Annotated in this window: 13 protein-coding genes and 1 tRNA gene; 6 read left to right on the top strand and 8 right to left on the bottom strand. The window is 63.2% G+C overall.

The annotated features are described in order from the left end of the window. Window positions 1-271 precede the first annotated feature (271 nt). The 3 genes from LWE61_RS18715 to LWE61_RS18725 all read left to right on the top strand — a co-directional run bounded on the left by LWE61_RS18715 (window position 272) and on the right by LWE61_RS18725 (window position 3,502). Window positions 272-1,201 carry a hypothetical protein gene (locus LWE61_RS18715; protein ID WP_234152172.1) on the top strand — a complete coding sequence of 310 codons (930 nt, stop codon included), beginning with the start codon at window positions 272-274 and terminating at the stop codon, window positions 1,199-1,201. 146 nt (window positions 1,202-1,347) lie between these two features. Next, the gene (locus LWE61_RS18720) at window positions 1,348-2,664 is read left to right on the top strand and encodes a hypothetical protein (RefSeq protein ID WP_234152173.1); all 1,317 of its coding nucleotides are present in this window, start codon (window positions 1,348-1,350) and stop codon (window positions 2,662-2,664) included. Next, window positions 2,657-3,502, top strand: a complete 846-nt coding sequence (locus LWE61_RS18725) for a Cthe_2314 family HEPN domain-containing protein (protein ID WP_234152174.1) — start codon at window positions 2,657-2,659, stop codon at window positions 3,500-3,502. Before LWE61_RS18720 ends, LWE61_RS18725 begins: the two co-directional genes overlap by 8 nt. Window positions 3,503-3,770: 268 nt before the next feature. Here the strand turns inward: LWE61_RS18725 and LWE61_RS18730 are convergent. Together LWE61_RS18730 and LWE61_RS18735 are read right to left on the bottom strand one after the other, a co-directional pair. Next, a tRNA-Gly gene (locus LWE61_RS18730) sits at window positions 3,771-3,845 on the bottom strand. Between the two features lie 96 nt (window positions 3,846-3,941). Further along, window positions 3,942-5,354 carry an HD-GYP domain-containing protein gene (locus LWE61_RS18735; RefSeq protein ID WP_407696265.1) on the bottom strand — a complete coding sequence of 471 codons (1,413 nt, stop codon included), beginning with the start codon at window positions 5,352-5,354 and terminating at the stop codon, window positions 3,942-3,944. A gap of 93 nt (window positions 5,355-5,447) precedes the next feature. Here LWE61_RS18735 and LWE61_RS18740 point away from each other — a divergent pair, with 93 nt between their 5' ends. Next, window positions 5,448-6,125, top strand: a complete 678-nt coding sequence (locus LWE61_RS18740) for a LolA family protein (protein WP_407696266.1) — start codon at window positions 5,448-5,450, stop codon at window positions 6,123-6,125. Between the two features lie 463 nt (window positions 6,126-6,588). Here the strand turns inward: LWE61_RS18740 and LWE61_RS18745 are convergent, their stop codons facing one another. From LWE61_RS18745 to LWE61_RS18755, 3 genes are all read right to left on the bottom strand, one after another. Beyond that, window positions 6,589-8,022 carry an aldehyde dehydrogenase family protein gene (locus LWE61_RS18745; protein ID WP_234152176.1) on the bottom strand — a complete coding sequence of 478 codons (1,434 nt, stop codon included), beginning with the start codon at window positions 8,020-8,022 and terminating at the stop codon, window positions 6,589-6,591. Window positions 8,023-8,161: 139 nt separating this feature from the next. Further along, entirely contained in the window at window positions 8,162-9,802 is a 1,641-nt protein-coding gene (locus LWE61_RS18750; RefSeq protein WP_234152177.1) for an acetolactate synthase large subunit, read from the bottom strand. 354 nt (window positions 9,803-10,156) lie between these two features. Beyond that, on the bottom strand, window positions 10,157-11,530 hold the full coding sequence (locus tag LWE61_RS18755; protein WP_234152178.1) for a class II 3-deoxy-7-phosphoheptulonate synthase: 1,374 nt from the start codon (window positions 11,528-11,530) through the stop codon (window positions 10,157-10,159). 228 nt (window positions 11,531-11,758) lie between these two features. Here LWE61_RS18755 and LWE61_RS18760 point away from each other — a divergent pair, with 228 nt between their 5' ends. Next, complete coding sequence (locus LWE61_RS18760) at window positions 11,759-12,811, top strand: NAD(P)H-dependent flavin oxidoreductase (RefSeq protein WP_234152179.1); 1,053 nt, start codon at window positions 11,759-11,761, stop codon at window positions 12,809-12,811. Window positions 12,812-12,910: 99 nt separating this feature from the next. Here LWE61_RS18760 and cysS read toward each other — a convergent pair whose 3' ends face one another. Further along, window positions 12,911-14,401, bottom strand: a complete 1,491-nt coding sequence (gene cysS, locus LWE61_RS18765; RefSeq protein ID WP_234152180.1) for a cysteine--tRNA ligase — start codon at window positions 14,399-14,401, stop codon at window positions 12,911-12,913. A gap of 254 nt (window positions 14,402-14,655) precedes the next feature. On the opposite strand from cysS, the gene LWE61_RS18770 reads away from it, so the two are divergent. Then, window positions 14,656-15,276: a hypothetical protein gene (locus tag LWE61_RS18770; RefSeq protein WP_234152181.1), complete on the top strand. Its 621-nt coding sequence runs from the start codon at window positions 14,656-14,658 to the stop codon at window positions 15,274-15,276. 274 nt (window positions 15,277-15,550) lie between these two features. On the opposite strand, the gene LWE61_RS18775 is transcribed toward LWE61_RS18770, so the two are convergent. Both LWE61_RS18775 and cobT read right to left on the bottom strand, forming a co-directional pair. Beyond that, complete coding sequence (locus LWE61_RS18775; RefSeq protein WP_234152182.1) at window positions 15,551-15,724, bottom strand: hypothetical protein; 174 nt, start codon at window positions 15,722-15,724, stop codon at window positions 15,551-15,553. Between the two features lie 366 nt (window positions 15,725-16,090). After that, window positions 16,091-17,917 carry a cobaltochelatase subunit CobT gene (gene cobT, locus LWE61_RS18780; RefSeq protein WP_234152183.1) on the bottom strand — a complete coding sequence of 609 codons (1,827 nt, stop codon included), beginning with the start codon at window positions 17,915-17,917 and terminating at the stop codon, window positions 16,091-16,093. Window positions 17,918-17,926 lie beyond the last annotated feature (9 nt).

Here is a 17,926-nt window from a genome sequence, read left to right on the forward strand (position 1 = left end):
CGCTTGGGGGGCGCGCAGCGCCGGCCGTGGGTCCCTCCTATGGACTACCGGGACAACCGCCTGGCAACCCGAAAAGGGGGTCCCTATTGCACGCCGATATGGGGTCCCGGTTCGACGCCTATTTACACATCTCGCGTTCTGTAGATTTGGAGGGCGGCTTCTTTGCGCTTTGAAAATCTGTGACGACGGAGATGATGGAGGAATTCTCTGGTCCATCGTTGAACGCGAACAAGAACTGAATGCTATCCGGGGCGTAGCGTTCGGGTCACCTTTGACCGTGTTTCTGTTCAACGAAATAGCGGTGAATGTCACATGGAACAGCATTCCAATTAGTGGTCAAACGCATGAGTTGGCGCTTTGGGCAACGAGTGTGCAAACAGGTCCGCTTGACCATAATCTGATCGGAGCAAAGGTCCACCGCCTCTTGGAACGGCTCCATCGTAACGTCGAAAGCGATGGCGAATGGATCACAATTGCTATCGGCGGGCACATAGATTGGAAACCGATCTACAATCACTTCATCACGAATGCAGGATCATCAAGTCTTATCGACCTGTTCGACCCCGATGAAGGCAAGCAACAAGAGCAGATTGGGGTCTGGCTTACAGATAACCTGCATCCCCTCGGCGTTCACTACAGCCCGCAAATCCCAAAGGGGAAAGGGACAAGAGAACTGACCGACATACTGCTAAGCTATGAATTCGGCAGCATCTTGCTGGAGTCAAAAGCCCTGTCCGTCCTTTCCCGCGACCGGGTGCCAGATCGAACAAAGCTGAAGGCCGATGTTTCGGGACACATCGCGAAAGCCTTTGCCCAACTGAAAGGAGGCATCCGGAAAATCAAGGCGTCGGTTGAGGTGACGGACCGTTCCGGGAATGTGATCGACGTCGAACGGACGCAACCGCCTCACGCAATTGTCCTCATTCCCGACTTGGATTTGGTCAATGACCCCGACGCCTTCGGGAGGGACTTCATCAAAGATTTCATGGAGAAAACAGGCAATGCATTTCCGCACCTGCTGGACATTTCGGAGTTGCTTCGCGTCGTTCAAGCTGCGGAGATGATTTCAAAGCAGGGTAAGACAACCACACCCATGATGGCATTCGACTATTACCTGATGGCGCGGTTCAATAAGGCCGTAGATGCTGGCAGTTTGAAACTTGAAGTCCTTTTGCGCTTTGGGAACGATCCCAAAGCCTGACACCATGCTCTCCCGTTGGAAAGGCCAGCGAGAAACGCAAAACGACGCAATAGATTGCAATCTCGCGCGCCAATGGTGCGATTCACTCTTTTTCTTGAAACGCGCGATCCTTCGAGACTAGCTTTGCAAGGTGGGGGGGATGCCGAATGAGCTACAAATCAATTCCGCTGGAAAAGCTTCAGGTTAATCGGTCAAATGATCGGCACGGTGAACTTGAAAACGAGACGACGGCGATAGCTTGGCTGTTTGCTAATCATCGCTCTCAGATGAGGAAGCTTGCCCGCGACATCGTGAATACGGGTGGTCTTTATGAACCGCCGCTTGTCTATCCCGAAGGCACAGATTTCATTATTTTTGATGGCAACAGGCGCACAACGTGCCTCAAACTGCTGGCAAATCCTAAACGTGCGCCAGACGCAGACCTCCAAAAGTTCTTTGCGGATTTACGGAGCCAGTGGCGAGGAACTTTTCCTTCACGGATCATGTGCAGAGTTGAAACGGATCGTGATGAAATCGACGAAATTCTGTTTCGACGGCATACAGGCAGCCAAGGGGGTGTAGGTCAAAGCAATTGGGACGACCGCATGAAGACCACGTTCGTTAATCGAACGGGCAAAGGCGGAAAACTCAACGTAGCCGACGAGATCGAGGAAAGGCTGAAAGCCGCTGGGTTACTGCCAAAAGGGCGGCGCATCCCACGAAGCAATCTGAATCGGCTTCTGTCGGCAGAGGCATTCAGGAATCGAGTTGGAATATCGACCGCCAAGGGCCGGTTCCAGTTTGTCCGTACAGAGGAAGTCACCTTAAAAGCACTTGCCCGGATCGCTGACGACCTAGCCCATCGCCGGATCACTCTTGATGACGTTTGGGACGTTGATCGCAAATCCCAATATCTTGATGGACTGGAATCAGAGGGTGTCCTGCCGACCGCCGCAGACGCCATTCCAAAGCCCGCAAAGGGAGGAAAAGGCAAATCTCCGAAAGGTGGGCCAGCCAAGCCCCAGCCAAAGGCTCCAAAGCCAGACAAGCGAACCACGCTAATCCCACAGGTTGAGTATGGCGTTGCCTGGGCTGGTCGGCTTCAACGCCATCGGGCTATATGGGAGGAACTGCAATTCAAGCTCGAACTGGACGAGCATCCGAACGCGATAGCGGTCCTTTGCCGTGTCCTTCTTGAGCTGTCCGTAGATAACTACATAAAACAGACGGGCCTCACGACCTCTGCCGAGAACGACGCTCTATTAAAAAAGCTTATCTGCGCGGCCGAAAATCTGCATTCCCAAGGGAAAATCAACAAGCGGTACGTTGAGGTCGTGAAGAAGGCGCGAACTATGGATGCAATCGTCTCCGTCGATACGCTGAACAAATATGTTCATTCATCTAGCCTTGCACCTGCCGCCGACCATTTGACCGCTCTTTGGGATGCTTTCTCGGAATTGGTGGTGTTGTGCCTCAATGAGTGACAGTTCGGCCATCGAGGATCAGAACGAATGGAAGCCGAAGCGAAGGCAAACGCGCTTCTTGGCTCGGCACATTGTCAGTTCTGACTCACATGGCTTTATAGGTCGCTTGTATGATCTCGGGATCGTCAGCCTCAATTTCGATACATATGAAGAGGTTTGCCAGTTCCCCGACTGCAAATATGCGATCGATAGCGTGCAGTGGGTAGAGAACCTAGCCTATCGGGTAGAGTCCCTTAACCTCGCAGGCGATCTGCTATGGCCTAAGCCGGTGCCAAAGTCGTTCAAGGAGATGCCCGTTAGCCGTTATCAGTGGCTCACGATCGCGGCCGACGTTTTCCTCATGCGCTATGTATCAGTAGTGGATTGCGCGCTGCTTCTGGTGAACCAGATATATCAGCTTAATCTACCCCCGCGATCTTGCACCGTGCAGAAGGTATTGAAGGCTTCTATCTCGGCGGAGCTGGCCTGCCATATCCGACATATGTTTGAGCAGCAGGAGTCCGTTCGCTCAGAGCGGAACGCTCGCATCCATCATGGCTTTGAACGGGACTTCACCGACGATGACCGAACCTTCAAAACAGCTTCGCTGTTCAACGACAAGCTGAATGGGATGGTTGGGACAGACATATATGGGCGCAATATTGACGTTGACCTCTCATTTCGCGAGGGCCTCGTTAACTTGCAACGCGACTTCAACCGCCATGTGCGGGAAATCGAGAAGCAACTGGATCGCCTGTATGATCTGTTATCGGATGAGTTCGAGGAGCGGTTCGCCCCACTTATAGCGGCGGCAACACACGGCATGAACGCAAGGGCGAAACAACGCCCCCCTGCCTGAGCTAGTCAATTTTTTCAAAATTTTTCTGTCGCGCGAGAAGCGGATTTCGAAATCAGAAAGAAAGTGGGGAATTTACCCCTCCCCCCACCGGGGGGCACCCCCATGACTGATCGTTAAGAAAATTAGCTGGCACCCCCACCCCTCAGGGCGGCAGGCAACGAACCGCGCCAATGGGGAAACCAGTGGGGGTTTCAAAGCTGTCTAGTGGGGATATAGTGGGGCGTTTTTCCGAGGGCTGGTCAAGCGACCCCTAAGCCCTTAAAAAAACTGGAGCGGGCGAAGGGATTCGAACCCTCGACCCCAACCTTGGCAAGGTTGTGCTCTACCCCTGAGCTACGCCCGCTCTGGCGCTTGACGAAGCCTGTGACTTCGTCGGGTGAGGCGGCCCACTAGCAGTGCTTTGCCGTCAGGGCAAGAGGCTGCATCATCGGCCGATTTCTTATCGTATCGTGACGCCGGTCGCCTTGCGGAACATGTCCGTGCTCATCTTGTCCCAATCGTCGAATCCCCAGTCGGCCGGATTCTCACGGCTGACGATCGCGTCCTTGCCGATGCGATAGACCAGGTTGAGGTCTTCCTGCTCGATCTTCTCCTGCTCCTTCGTCGCATAGAAAGTGCGGACGCGCGGCAGGGTGGGGTTCTTGGGATTCTGGTCCAGCACCATGGCCAGCTTGTCGCTGCTCAGCCGGACCAGCGTGCCGACTGGGTAGATGCCGACCGCGCGCACGAACGCCTCGAAGATGTCGGGGTCCATGCGATGCATGTCCTCGCGCATGATCGCGATCACCTGCGCCGGGTCCATGCCCGCCTTGTGCGTGCGGCGGGACGTCATGGCGTCATAGCTGTCGCAGATCGCCGCCATGCGCGCGAACAGGGAAATATCCTGCCCCTTCAGGCCATGGGGATAGCCGCTGCCGTCGAACCGCTCATGATGGTGGAGGCAGACGTCCACCACCGATTCGGGGATCTGGCCCTCCACCTCCATGAAATCGCGCGCCAGCGTGGTGTGGCTGTGCACGATCTGCTGCTCGGCGGGGGTCAGCTCGCCCTGCTTGTCATAGATTTCCTGCGGCACATGGCCCATGCCGACGTCCATCAGCAGGCCCGCCAGCCCGGCCTCGCGCACCTGATGCTGGCGCAGGCCCAGTTGCAGGGCGAGGTTTATCATCAGCGCCGACACGGCCAGCGCATGGGTGTGCAGATAGTCGCTGGTCTTCATCAGCCGCACCACGCCGTTGAAGGCATGGGGATGGCGCTGGATAGAGTGCATGATGTCATCGACCAGCGGTTCCACCGCCGCCACGTCCATCGTCTTGCCCAGCCGCGCCTGGCTGAACAGGTCGCGCATCGTCTGGCGCGACCGCTGCGCGATTTCCGACGCGGCGGTCAGTTCGCTGTTCAGCGAGCGGCTGCCCGGCGCGATCATGCGGGAGGCCAGCGGCCGATAGGGGGTGACGCGGGTCGGCGCGGTCGCGGGGGCGCTGTCCTCCGTCTGGCGGGCGCGGCCCAAGATCTGCGCGCGGCGGCCCATCTCCGAATCATGGCGGACCACGGAGGGCGCGGCGAGCGGTTCGGGCGCTTCCGCCACCTCCTCGACCAGCGGCGCACCGACGAGCGCGGCGACGCCGATGTCGCTGCCCTTCTCCACGTCGATCATGACCCATTCGACCGTGCTGCCGCGGATATCCGCCAGCTGCTTCTGGTCGTCGAGCAGGAACTTGCTCTTCCAGAACGGGTGGGACAGCCATGATCCCTCCATCTTGTGGAGGAACATGCCGAGCGCCAAATCTTCGGTTCTTATGCGTTTCAACATGGTGCGTGCCCGGACTATTTGTTTCGCCGATTTTCGCATTCCCGCCTTGCGAACGGGTAAAGAGACGTGGTTTCGAAATTCTCTCCGCCTCGGTTCAGTGGACATTCAACGGCGCGGCCCTACATCGGAGCCATGGCTTTTCCGACCCTGTCGCCGCGTCCACGCGGCCTCCTCGCCCTGTCCCTGGCTCTTCCCCTCGCCCTGATGCCCGGAGGCCCGCCGTCCCTCGTCGCCCCTGCCCAGGCGCAGACGGGGCAACCGGCCGACCTCGCCCTCGTCCAGCGCCACCTGCGCGCCATCACCACCCTGACCGCCCAGTTCAGCCAGACCGACCGCAACGGGCAGGTGCAGAACGGCCAGTTGTCGTGGAAGCAGCCGGGGCATATCCGGTTCCAATATGCCGCGCCCAACCCCCTGCTGATCGTCGCGGACGGCAAGTCGCTCTACATGATCGATTATGAGGTGCGGCAGGTCCAGCGGTGGCCGATCCGCAACTCGCCGCTGGGCGCGCTGCTCGATCCGACGCGCGACCTGTCGCGCTATGGCAAGCTGATCCAGACCGGCGACCCGTCCGTCGTGTCGATGGAGGTGCGCGATCCCGACCATGCCGAATATGGCGTCATCAACATGGTGTTCCAGCGGGACGCCCAGGCGCCGGCGGGCCTGCGCCTCTATGGCTGGGTCGCGCGCGACGCGCAGGGCAACCGCACCAGCATCAAGCTGAGCGGTACCAGCTATGGCGCGCCTATCCCCGATTCGGCCTTTCGCTGGAAAGACCCCCGCCCGGCCCAGCGCGGCGCGGGACGGTAACCGCCACCACAGGCAACCAACGCGGCCATGCAGCGGCGCGGACTTCCCGATGGAGGTTCGCGCCGTTGCGGTATCATACCCGCGGAAAGGGACGCTGACAGACTTTGCGACAAGTTTTCGGACGGACGCCCGTTTCCATTCATCCAGCGGTCAGGTGCGGGCGGCTATTCATCCTCTTGTGACGACGGATGGCTACCGGGCTTCCCCCCTGTTACCCGTACCGCCTCCGCCGTCACATGATTTCGGACCACGGATGTCCGTACAGACGAGACCCTCGCTCCATGCCCCCGGAGCGGGGGTCTTTCTGTATGGGAGCGCAGTGGGTTGCGTCGCTACGCTCGCAATGACGATTCAAGGAAAAGACATCGCGCCCTAGAAAAAAGGCCCGCTCTCACCGGAGCGGGCCTCTTCCCGTTTTCGTTCAGTCCCGTCCCGACCGGCGGGACGCACCACCTTCAACCGATCATTTGCGACGGATGATGAGGTTGCGGATTTCGGTCATGTCTTCCATCGCGAACTTGATGCCCTCGCGGCCAATGCCGCTGTCCTTCACGCCGCCATAGGGCATGTTGTCCACGCGGTAGCTGGGCACGTCGTTGATGACCACGCCGCCCACGTCCAGCCGGTCCCACGCATCCAGCGACTTGAAGATGTCGCGCGTGAAGATGCCCGCATGGATGCCGAACTTGCTGTCGTTCACCTCGTCCAGCGCCGCGTTGAAGTCGCTGAACTTCGACAGGATGGCGAGCGGGCCAAAGGCTTCCTCGCGATAGGCGTTGGTGTCGCGGCCGACATTCTCCAGCAGCGTGGCCTCCAGCATCGCGCCCTCGCGCTTGCCGCCGCACAGCAGGGTCGCACCGGAGGCGATGGCTTCCTGAATCCAACCGTCGAGACGGCTCGCCTCGCTCTCCGAAATCATCGGGCCGACGAAGGTCTTAGGGTCTTTCGGATCGCCCGCGATCAGGCCGCCGGTGCGCTTGACCAGCATGTCGCGGAACGTGTCGTAGATGGATTCATGGACGATGATGCGCTGCACGCCGATGCACGACTGGCCGCTCTGGTAGAAGGCGCCGAAGATGATCCGTTCCATCGCGTCGTTGAGGTCGGCGTCATGGTCGACGATGACCGCCGCGTTGCCGCCCAGTTCCAGCACGACCTTCTTCTTGCCGCAGCGGGCCTTCAGATCCCAGCCCACATCGGGCGAGCCGGTGAAGGACAGGAGCTTGAGCCGGTCGTCGGTGGTGAACAGGTCCGCGCCCTCCCGGTGGGCGGGCAGGATGGAGAAGGCGCCTTCGGGCAGGTCCGTCTCGGCCAGGATCTCGCCGATGATGATCGCGCCCAGCGGGGTGCGGCTGGCGGGCTTCATGACGAAGGGGTTGCCGACGGCCAGCGCGGGCGCGATCTTGTGCGCGGCGAGGTTCAGCGGGAAGTTAAAGGGCGAGATGAAGGAGCAGGGACCGATCGGCACCCGCTTCCAGATGCTCTGATAGCCCTTGGCGCGGGGCGCGATGTCGATGGGCAGGACTTCGCCGCCCAGACGCACCGATTCCTCCGCCGCGATGCGGAAGGTGTCGATCAGGCGGCCGACCTCGCCCTCCGAATCCTTGATCGGCTTGCCCGCCTCGACGCACAGGGCATAGGCCAGCTCGTCGAACCGCTCCTTGAACCGCCGAACGCAATGGTCGAGCACGGCCTGACGCTCATAGGCAGCCATGCGCGCCATCGGTTCGGCTGCACGGACCGCACCCGCGATAGCGGCGTCGATGGTCGCGGCGTCCGCCTGCGCCACGCGGAACGCGACCTCGCCGGTAAACTTGTCCGTCACCGCTAGATCGGTGTTGGGCTGCACCGCCTTGTTGTTGAGATAGAGCGGATAGACATCCTTGAGCTTGGTCATCGGCAATCCTCTTGTGCCCCGTGACGGGGCGACCGGGCGCGGGGCGGGCGGTCTGGGTGGGCGTTGGGCGGAATATGGGAAGGGCCATACTCCACGAAAACCCCTCCCCTCAAGAGCCGAGGGAAGGGGTCGGGACGGATCAGAGCGCCTGGCTCAGTTCCTTGATGTCCTTGTTAAGTATCTGGTCATTCTCGTCATAATCGACCGGGCAGTCGATCAGATGGACGCCGGGCGTCGACAGGGTATGGGCCAGCAGTTCCGCGACATGCTCCGCGCTTTCCGCCCGGTATCCGAACGCGCCATAGGCTTCGGCATATTTGACGAAATCGGGGTTGCCATAGGACAGGCCCCAATCCTCAAAGCCCATGTTCGCCTGCTTCCAGCGGATCATGCCATAGCTGTTGTCGTTGAGGATCAGCACGGTGATGTTGAGGCCGAGGCGAACCGCGGTCTCCATCTCCTGGCTGTTCATCATGAAGCCGCCGTCGCCGCAGATCGCCATGATCTTGCGCTCCGGATAGACCATGGCGGAGGCCATGGCGGAGGGCAGGCCCGCGCCCATCGTGGCAAGCGCGTTGTCGAGCAGCACGGTGTTCTGCTGCCGCGCGGGATAGTTGCGGGCGAACCACAGCTTGTACACGCCATTGTCGAGGCAGATGATGCCATCGGACGGCATCGCCTCGCGCACCTTGCGCACCAGATAGGGCGGGAAGACGGGGAAGCGGGCGTCGCTCTCCAGCTTCGCTGTATGCTCCACCTCCGCCTTGCGATAGGCGAGCATGTGCTGGAAGTCCCAGCGGGCGGCGGGGACGATGTCCTCCTTCATCTGCCACACGGCGTTGGCGATGTCGCCGATCACCTCGATCTGCGGGAAGTAGACGGGGTCCACCTCCGCCGAACGGTTGGAGATATGGATGACCTCCGCGCCGCCATGCTTCATGAAGAAGGGCGGCTTTTCGATCACGTCATGGCCGATGTTGATGATGAGGTCCGCATCCTCGATCGCACGGTGCACGAAATCGCCGGACGACAGCGCGGCGCAGCCCAGGAACAGCGGGTGCATCTCGTCGATCACGCCCTTGCCGAGCTGCGTGGTCAGGAAGGGGATGCCGGTCTTCTCCACGAACTGGAGGAGCATGCGGCCGGTCATCTTGCGGTTCGCGCCCGCGCCGATCACCAGCACGGGGCGCGCGGCGCCCTCCAGCTTGCGCACGGCGGCGCGCACGGCCTTCGGCTCGGCGGAGGGACGGCGTGCGATGCTGGGCTTGATCGGCAGGCTGTCGGTCTGTTCCTCGGCGATGTCCTCCGGGAACTCCAGATGGGTCGCGCCGGGCTTTTCCTCCTCGGCAAGGCGGAAGGCCTCGCGGATGCGCGACGGGATATTGTCGGCGCTGGCGAGCTGGTGCGTATATTTCGTCAGCGGGCGCATCATGTCGACGACGTCGAGGATCTGGAATCGGCCCTGCTTGGACTTCTTGATCGGCTTCTGCCCGGTGACCATCAGGATCGGCATGCCGCCAAGCTGCGCATAGGCGGCGGCGGTCACGAAATTGGTCGCGCCGGGGCCGAGGGTGGATAGGCACACGCCGGTCTTCCCCGTGTGGCGGCCATAGGTGGCTGCCATGAAGCCCGCGCCCTGTTCATGCCGGGTCAGGATCAGCTTGACCGTCGACGTGCGGAGCGACTCCAGCATGTCGAGATTTTCCTCGCCCGGAACGCCGAAGATATATTCGACGCCTTCTTCTTCCAGACACCGTACGAAAAGATCCGACGCCTTCATCCCTTAAACCCCTCACCCTGCGCGCAACCGCGATATAATTCGTCCACCGGCGCGCTTTGCGTGTGGACGATGTCATGATTGTCTGCCCCGTCGCATCGGCCCCGCAATGCCGGGACTCCGATAGGTCGGCAGGGTACGTAACCGGCAGCGGATGGGCAGACAAGGCCCGTCGCGCATGACTGTGACGGCAATGGCCGATTGCCGACATATGAAAAGGCGCGGTTGCCGGTCCCGTCCGGGATGCGCGGCATGGCGCGGAACGCGGGTTGCCCGCCCCGGAACGCAGCGGCCCGCGCCCCCTGTTGCGGGGGCGCGGGCCACAAAAGCGATCGACCATATCGCCCCGGCGAGCGGTCAGGCCGCCTTTGCGCGGCGATCCTTCAACTCGTCGTTCAGCATTTCGGCCAGCAGGAACGACAGCTCCAGCGACTGCGCCGCGTTGATGCGCGGGTCGCAATGGGTGTGGTAGCGGTCGGCCAGTCCCTCGTCGGTCACGGCGATGGCGCCGCCCGTGCACTCGGTCACATTCTGGCCGGTCATTTCCACATGGATGCCGCCGCCAAAGCTGCCCTCTGCACGGTGCACGGCGAAGAAGCCGCGAACCTCGCCCAGGATACGCTCGAACGGCCGCGTCTTGTAGCCGCTCGCCGCCTTGATGACATTGCCGTGCATCGGGTCGCACGACCACACCACCGGATGGCCTTCGCGCTGGACCGCGCGGACCAGCTTGGGCAGGCCCGCCTCGATCTTGTCATAGCCATAGCGGGTGATAAGCGTGATGCGCCCGGCCTCCCGCGACGGGTTGAGCGTGTCGAGCATGCGGATCAGCGCGTCCGGCTCCAGGCTGGGGCCGCACTTCATGCCGATCGGATTCTCGATGCCGCGCAGATATTCGACATGGGCCGACCCCTCGAAACGGGTACGGTCGCCGATCCACAGCATGTGCGCGGACGTCGAGTAAAAGTCGCCGGACGTCGAATCCTTGCGAGTCAGCGCCTGCTCATAGGGCAGCAGCAGCGCCTCATGGCTGGTGTAGAAGTTCGTGGCGTTCAACTGCGGCACATTGTCCGCATTGATGCCGCAGGCGCGCATGAACGACAGGGCGTCGTCGATGCGGTTCGCCATTTCCTCGAACTTCGCCGACCAGGGCGACCGGCCCATGAAGTCGAGCGTCCACTGATGCACCCGGTCCAGCGTGGCATAGCCGCCGTTGGAGAAGGCGCGCAGCAGGTTCAGCGTCGCCGTCGCCTGATGATAGGCGCGCAGCATGCGCTGCGGGTCCGGCTCGCGGCTCTCCGACGTGAAGGCGATGTCGTTGATGATGTCGCCGCGATAGCTGGCCAGTTCCACGCCGCCGATCGTCTCCGTATCGGCGGAGCGCGGCTTGGCGAACTGCCCGGCCATGCGACCGACCTTCACCACCGGCAGCTTTGACGCATAGGTCAGCACGACCGCCATCTGGAGGATGACACGGAAGGTGTCGCGGATATTGTCCGCATGGAACTCCGCAAAGCTTTCCGCGCAATCGCCGCCTTGCAGCAGGAATGCCTCCCCGTTCGCGACCTTGGCGAGATCCGCCTTCAGGTTGCGCGCCTCGCCCGCAAAAACGAGGGGGGGCTGGCGGCTCAGCTCCACTTCCGCCGCGGCAAGACCTGCCGCGTCCGGGTAATGGGGCATCTGCCGACCTTCGTGATTGCGCCAGCTTTCGGGCGACCAGTTTGTCGCCATGACCACGACTCCTCCAAATAAAGACTGCGCCCTATGCGCGCCCAGCGGCCAGAAGACAAGCCGTGCCGCCGTAGTTGAGTGGCCAATATAGGGGACGCGCAGGCCGGGGAAAAGCCGCCTTGCCTGCATGGCTGTGATCGGGTGGCTCGATTGACGGTCCGGCGGCGAGAGTCCCGGTGGCGATCCCGAAGCTATCCCTGCCGTCCTGCCGCGCCTATGGTGCCGCCCATGACCCTGTTCGACCAGCTCGCCATCCCCCTCCCCATCGTGCAGGCGCCGATGGCCGGGACCTCGACGCCCCGGATGGCGGCGGCGGTCTGTAATGCGGGCGCACTCGGCTCCATCGCGTTCGGGGCGACGGATGCGGCGGGCGCGGCAAAAGCGGTCGGGGAGTTGCGGGGGCTGACCGACCGGCCGTTCAACGCCAATCTGTTCGTCCATGCCACCGCCGCGCCCGATGCAGCGCGAGAGGCAGACTGGATCGCAGCGCTGACGCCATTGTTCGAGCGATATGACGCCACGCCGCCCACGGGTCTGCGCCCGATCTATCGCAGCTTTGCGGAGGATGACGCGATGCTGGCGATGCTGGTAGAGGCGCGGCCCGCCGTGGTCAGCTTTCATTTCGGCCTGCCCGCCGCCGATCGCATCGCCGCGCTGAAACAGGCCGGATGCGTGCTGCTGTCCACCGCCACCAGCCTGACCGAGGCCCATGCCGCACGGGCGGCGGGAATCGACGCAGTGGTGGCGCAGGGCTGGGAAGCTGGCGGGCACCGGGGCATGTTCGACCCCGCGCACCCCGACGACCGGCTGGGCGTTTTCGCGCTCACCCGGTTGCTGGTGCGGGAGGCGGGCCTGCCCGTCATCGCGGCGGGCGGCATCATGGATGGCGCGGGGATCGCCGCCGCGCTGCGACTGGGCGCGGTGGGCGCGCAACTGGGCACGGCCTTCGTCGCCTGCCCCGAAAGCAGCGCCGACGAGGGGCATCGTGCCGCATTGCTGAGCGATGCCGCCGGGCACACGGTCATGACCGATGCGATTTCCGGCCGCCCCGCACGTTGCCTGCCCAACCGCTTCACGACATGGGGGGAGGCGCATGCCGACCTGCCCCGGCCGGGCTATCCGATGGTCTATGACGCCGGAAAAGCGTTGATCGCCGCCGCCAAGGCAAAGGGCGAATGGGGCTATGGCGCGCAATGGGCAGGACAGGGTGCGCCGCTGGCCCGCGTGCTGCCCGCCGGGGAACTGGTGGCAGTGCTGGCGCGCGAGATGGCGGCAGGCTGACGCTCGCCATTTCCCGGCAGTCCGGGATTTACGGTTGCGACCTGTGCCTGCCGACCGCGACCCCAGCCTTCGCCGGGGTGACGAAAAAGCGTAGTTGGATCAGCCGCCCAGCGCGACCCGCCATTCCCAACGGAGCGGATCGCCGTCCATCACCTCCACCCCGCGCGCGATCAGGGCGTCGCGGATCGCGTCGGAGGCGGCGAAATCCTTGTCCTCGCGCGCCTGCTTGCGGCGGTCGAGTTCGGCCTCGATCTCCGCCTGCGTGATCGCGGCGTCCTTGGGCGCCACGCGCAGATCGGCACGGGTGATGGTCGCCAGCTTCAGGCCCAGCGCCGCATCCATCTTCAGCGCCACCGCCAGCTTGTCCGGCGCGGGCACCTTCTTCATCGCGACGACCGCCTCCAGATGGGTGATTGCCTTGGGGGTGTTGAGGTCTTCACGCAGGGCCGCGTCGAACCCCGTCAGTTCATCCTTCAGGCGGGGATGCACGGCGGCCAGATCGGCCGTCGGCTCGCCCGCGTGGGCGCGCAGCCCTTCCACCGCCATCACCAGCCGTTTCAGCCGGGTCAGCGCGGTCGCGACGATCTCGCCCGAAAACTCCAGCTCGCTGCGATAATGGGCGGACAGGCACAGCAGGCGATAGGCCAGCGGATGTACGCCCGCGTCCTGAAGCGAGAAAAGCGTGGTGAAGCCACCCTTCGACTTCGACATCTTGCCGGAGCGGTCGACCAGGAAATTATTGTGCATCCACCAGCGCGCGCCCGTGAAACCCTGGGGCGTGAAGCCGGCCGGCGACGCGCCGGTGCAGCCGCAATAGGCCTGATTCTGCGCGATTTCGTTGGGGTGATGGATTTCGCGATGGTCGATGCCGCCGGTGTGGATGTCGAACGGATGGCCCAGCCGGTCGAAGCTCATCACCGAACATTCGAGGTGCCAGCCCGGCGCGCCCTTGCCCCATGGGCTGTCCCATTCCATCTGGCGCTGCTCACCCGGCGGGGACTTGCGCCAGATGGCAAAGTCGGACGGGTGGCGCTTGCCCTCCACCGGGTCGATGCGGGCATTAGCGGCGTCGTCGCGCCCACCCGCCAGCGCACCATAGTCAGGCACGCTGGTCGAATCGAAATAGAGGCCGGTCGCCAGTTCGTAGCAATGCCGGTCGGCGATGCTTTTGGCGAAGTCGATCATTTGCGGCACATAGTCGGTCGCGACCGTCCATTCGCTGGGCGCTATGATGTTGAGGTCCGCGATATTGGCCTTGAATGCCTCCGTATAATGGGCGGCGATGTCCCAGATGGACTTCGCCTGCGCGCGAGCTGCGGCCTCCATCTTGTCGTCGCCCACGTCCGCGTCGCTGGTCAGATGGCCGACGTCGGTGATGTTGATGACATGGGTGACGTCCAGCCCCGCCCAGCCGAGCGTGCGGCGCAGCGTGTCGGTGAAGACATAGGCGCGCAAATTGCCAAGATGGGCATAATTATAAACGGTTGGTCCGCAACTATAGACCCGCGCCGTGCCGGGGTCGATCGGATCGAAGGGCGCGATCTCGCGCGTCAGGCTGTTGAACAGGCGGAGGGGAAGCGGGTCGGTCATGGCGCGACGACATGCGACGCTTTGCCCGCGCCGTCAACTTGTGCCCCCCGTGGTATTCTGGCGGAGCGGGCCGGGGAAAAGACGCGGTCAGGGCCGCGTTAACCCGTCGTTAGAGACTATTTCAGGTCCGAGACAAATATGTCGGTGGCGACATCTTTATGTCAGTCTATTTCACTGATATTTCAATCAGATAAAGACCTGATTTAGCCCCTCCCCCTATGGCTGATCCCCGTCAATATGACAAGGGGACAGTCATGAACATGATGAGTGTAACAGGTTCGTCGGCCACGCGGATGTCGCCGCGCGCCATGATGGACAATCGTATCGATACCGCGGTCAAGAGCGGCAGCATCAGCGCAACCGACGAAACGGCGCTGGAAAACGCGCTCGACGCCATCGACAGCGCCTTGGGCGTCGGGTCGTCGAGCGGCAGCGGGTCCGCCGCGACCGGCAAGCTCGACCCCGCCGGGATGAAGGACCGCATCGACAGCCTGATCTCCGATCAGGTGACGGCCGGCACCCTGACCGACGAACAGGCCGCAACGCTGCAATCGCTGTTCGCGCAGGGCGGCCCGCAACCGCAGGGTGAGGGCGGATCCGGGGATACCGACAGCATGGCGATGGGCGGCGTCGGGGGCCGGGGCGGCATGCGCCCCATGGGTCCGCCACCACCCCCACCATCCGGCACGGAGGAGGACAGCAGCACGTCCGGCACCAGCGCGACCGAGGATACGGACCAACTGGATGCGCTGATCTCGCTGCTCAGCGCGCTGCGCGAGCAGATGGCGTCGAAGAATGTCTATTCCTCCACGTCCGCATCGACGACGGCGGCGGACAGCCGCAACAGCGGCCTGATCGTCGATACGCTCGCCTGAGCAAGCCATGCACGACGGGGGCGGATGGAGGACCAGTCCGTTCGCCCCTCCCTGCGGTTATGGGCGCATAATCATGACGCAGGGAGCCACGCCGACAGCGCAGGGCGCTCCCGGACGATCCCGCCCCCCGCATGTCCGGTGCGGAGTCGCGCCGTGCAGGAAAAGCCACTGAGCGCCGGGGTTTACAGGCATGGTGGCGGTGCACCTCGAGTCCCGCCAAGCCGCCCGCCACCACAGCGTCCGGCCCGCCGATACCCGACCCGACCGATCGCGCCTACTGCCCGTCCCGTCCGGCGATATGGCCCTGCATCCGCAACGCCTTGCCTTCATACATTTCGGCGAGCCGTTCGTGGGTCTGGCGAATCGTGACGTCGGCCACCTTCCCCGCCTTCTCCCGCTCCTTTTCGGCGCATCGCTGATAGTAAAGGCGATCGACTTCATGGGACATGGCCCCTCTCCCTGGTTCGGGCCTGCCTCCCATCCCGCCGGAGAAGCGGTTCGCGCTCAGGCCACGGACACCGACGGGCCGCCGCCGGGTCGCATGGCGAGGCCCTCCGGGCCGTGGCCGCCGCGCAGGAACGGCCTTGTCTTGGCTTTCGCCGTGGCACCTCTCCGGTACAGGGTTGTGGGGGCAACCCCGGCCGCTCTTTGCAGCGAGGGATATAACACCTGATCGCGCCAAACTTTCCGTTCGTCGCACCCATTTGGTGAAAAAATGCGGAAAATGTGGATTCTTTGCGGAAACAAATAGTTGCGCTGAGGGCGAGGGCCGATGGCCTGCATCCGTCACCCCGCGACCCCGAAAAAATCGTCGTCAGTCGCTGTCGAACAGACCCGCAAGCTGCTCGACCATCGTGCCGCCCAGTTGCTCCGCGTCCATGATCGTCACCGCCCGCTTGTAGTAGCGGGTCACGTCATGGCCGATGCCAATGGCGACGAGTTGGACTGGCGATTTCGTCTCTATCCAGTCGATCACCTGCCGCAGATGCCGTTCCAGATAGGTTCCGCTGTTCACCGACAGGGTGGAGTCGTCCACCGGCGCACCGTCGGAGATGACCATCAGGATACGGCGATCCTCATGCCGCGCGATCAGGCGGCTGTGCGCCCATAACAGCGCCTCGCCGTCGATATTCTCCTTCAGCAACCCCTCGCGCATCATCAGGCCGAGCGACGTGCGCGCGCGGCGCCATGGCTCGTCCGCTTCCTTGTAGATGATATGGCGCAGGTCGTTGAGGCGACCGGGGTTGGCGGGACGGCTGGCGCCCAGCCAGTCCTCCCGGCTCGCCCCGCCCTTCCACGCGCGGGTGGTGAAGCCGAGAATCTCCGTCTTCACGCCGCAGCGTTCCAGTGTGCGGGCCATGATGTCCGCGCTGATCGCCGCAATGCCGATGGGACGACCGCGCATGGAGCCGCTATTGTCGATCAGCAGGGTGACGACCGTGTCCTTGAACTCGGTATCGCGCTCGATCTTGTAGGACAGGGAGGAACCAGGGCTGGCGACGACGCGGGCGAGCCGGGCGGCGTCCAGCATGCCCTCCTCCTGGTCGAAGTCCCAGCTGCGCGACTGCTGCGCCATCAGGCGACGCTGGAGCCGGTTGGCGAGTTTCGTCACCACCCCCTGCAAATGGGCAAGCTGCTGGTCGAGGAAACCGCGCAGGCGGGTCAGCTCGTCCGCGTCGCACAGGTCGCGCGCCGCGACTTCCTCGTCATGGGCGCGGGTGAAGACCTTATAATCGAAACTGGGGCTATAATCGGCGGGCGGGCGGTTGGGACGAACGGGCAGCATGCCCTCCTCATCCGAATCGCCCGGATCGCTGTCCGCGTCGGGATCGAAATCGTCCGCGCTGGCGTCCTCCTCCGTCTCACTCCCTTCGGAACGATCCTCGGAGCGCGCCTCGGTCTGGGCGTCGCTGTCGCCCTCTTCCTCGGACTTGTCCTCACCCTGGCTCTCGTCCTCGTCGCCCTCCTCGCCGTCATTCTCGTCCTCATTCTCCTCCGAATCGGGGGGGACTTCGGACTGGGTGAGGTCGAGATGCTCCAGCATCGCGAGCACGGACTTCTGGAACGCCGCCTGATCGTCGAGGGTCAGGCCCAGCGCCTCAAAATCGCCGGACGCCCGTTCGTCGATCCAGTCGCGCAGGAAAGCGACACCCTTTTCGGCCGCAGCGGGCACCGGCTCGCCGGTCAGCCGCTCGCGCAGCAACAGCGCCAGCGCGCCCTGAATCGGCACCTCGTCCGCCGACTGGGCGCGGGTGATCGGGTCAGCGCCCGTCCGCATCAGCAGGGCAGCGGAAAGATTGGCGCGCGTGCCGTCATAGCCGCGCGATCCCAGCGCCTCGTACCGCACCATCTCGACCGCGTCATAGACGGCGCGGGCGGCCGGTTCGGCGGGCATCCGACGGGCGTGGAGGGCGGCGTTGTGATGGCGCAGTTTCAGCGCCATCGAATCGGCAAAGCCGCGCGCCTGCGCCACCTGCTCAATCGGCAGGGAGCGGCTGGGCGTCGGCACCTTGATCGTCTTGCCGAGCAGATGCGGCGCATCGGCGGTGAAGCCGACCTCCGCCTCCGTATCGCGCGCGACGGCGCGGGCCGTGCCCGCCAGCACGGCCTTCAGGTCATCAAGGGGCGATCGGCTGGTCATCGGACCGCG

The sequence above is a fragment of the Sphingobium sufflavum genome, assembly GCF_021403115.1.
GTDB classification, from domain to species: Bacteria; Pseudomonadota; Alphaproteobacteria; order Sphingomonadales; family Sphingomonadaceae; genus Sphingobium; species Sphingobium sufflavum.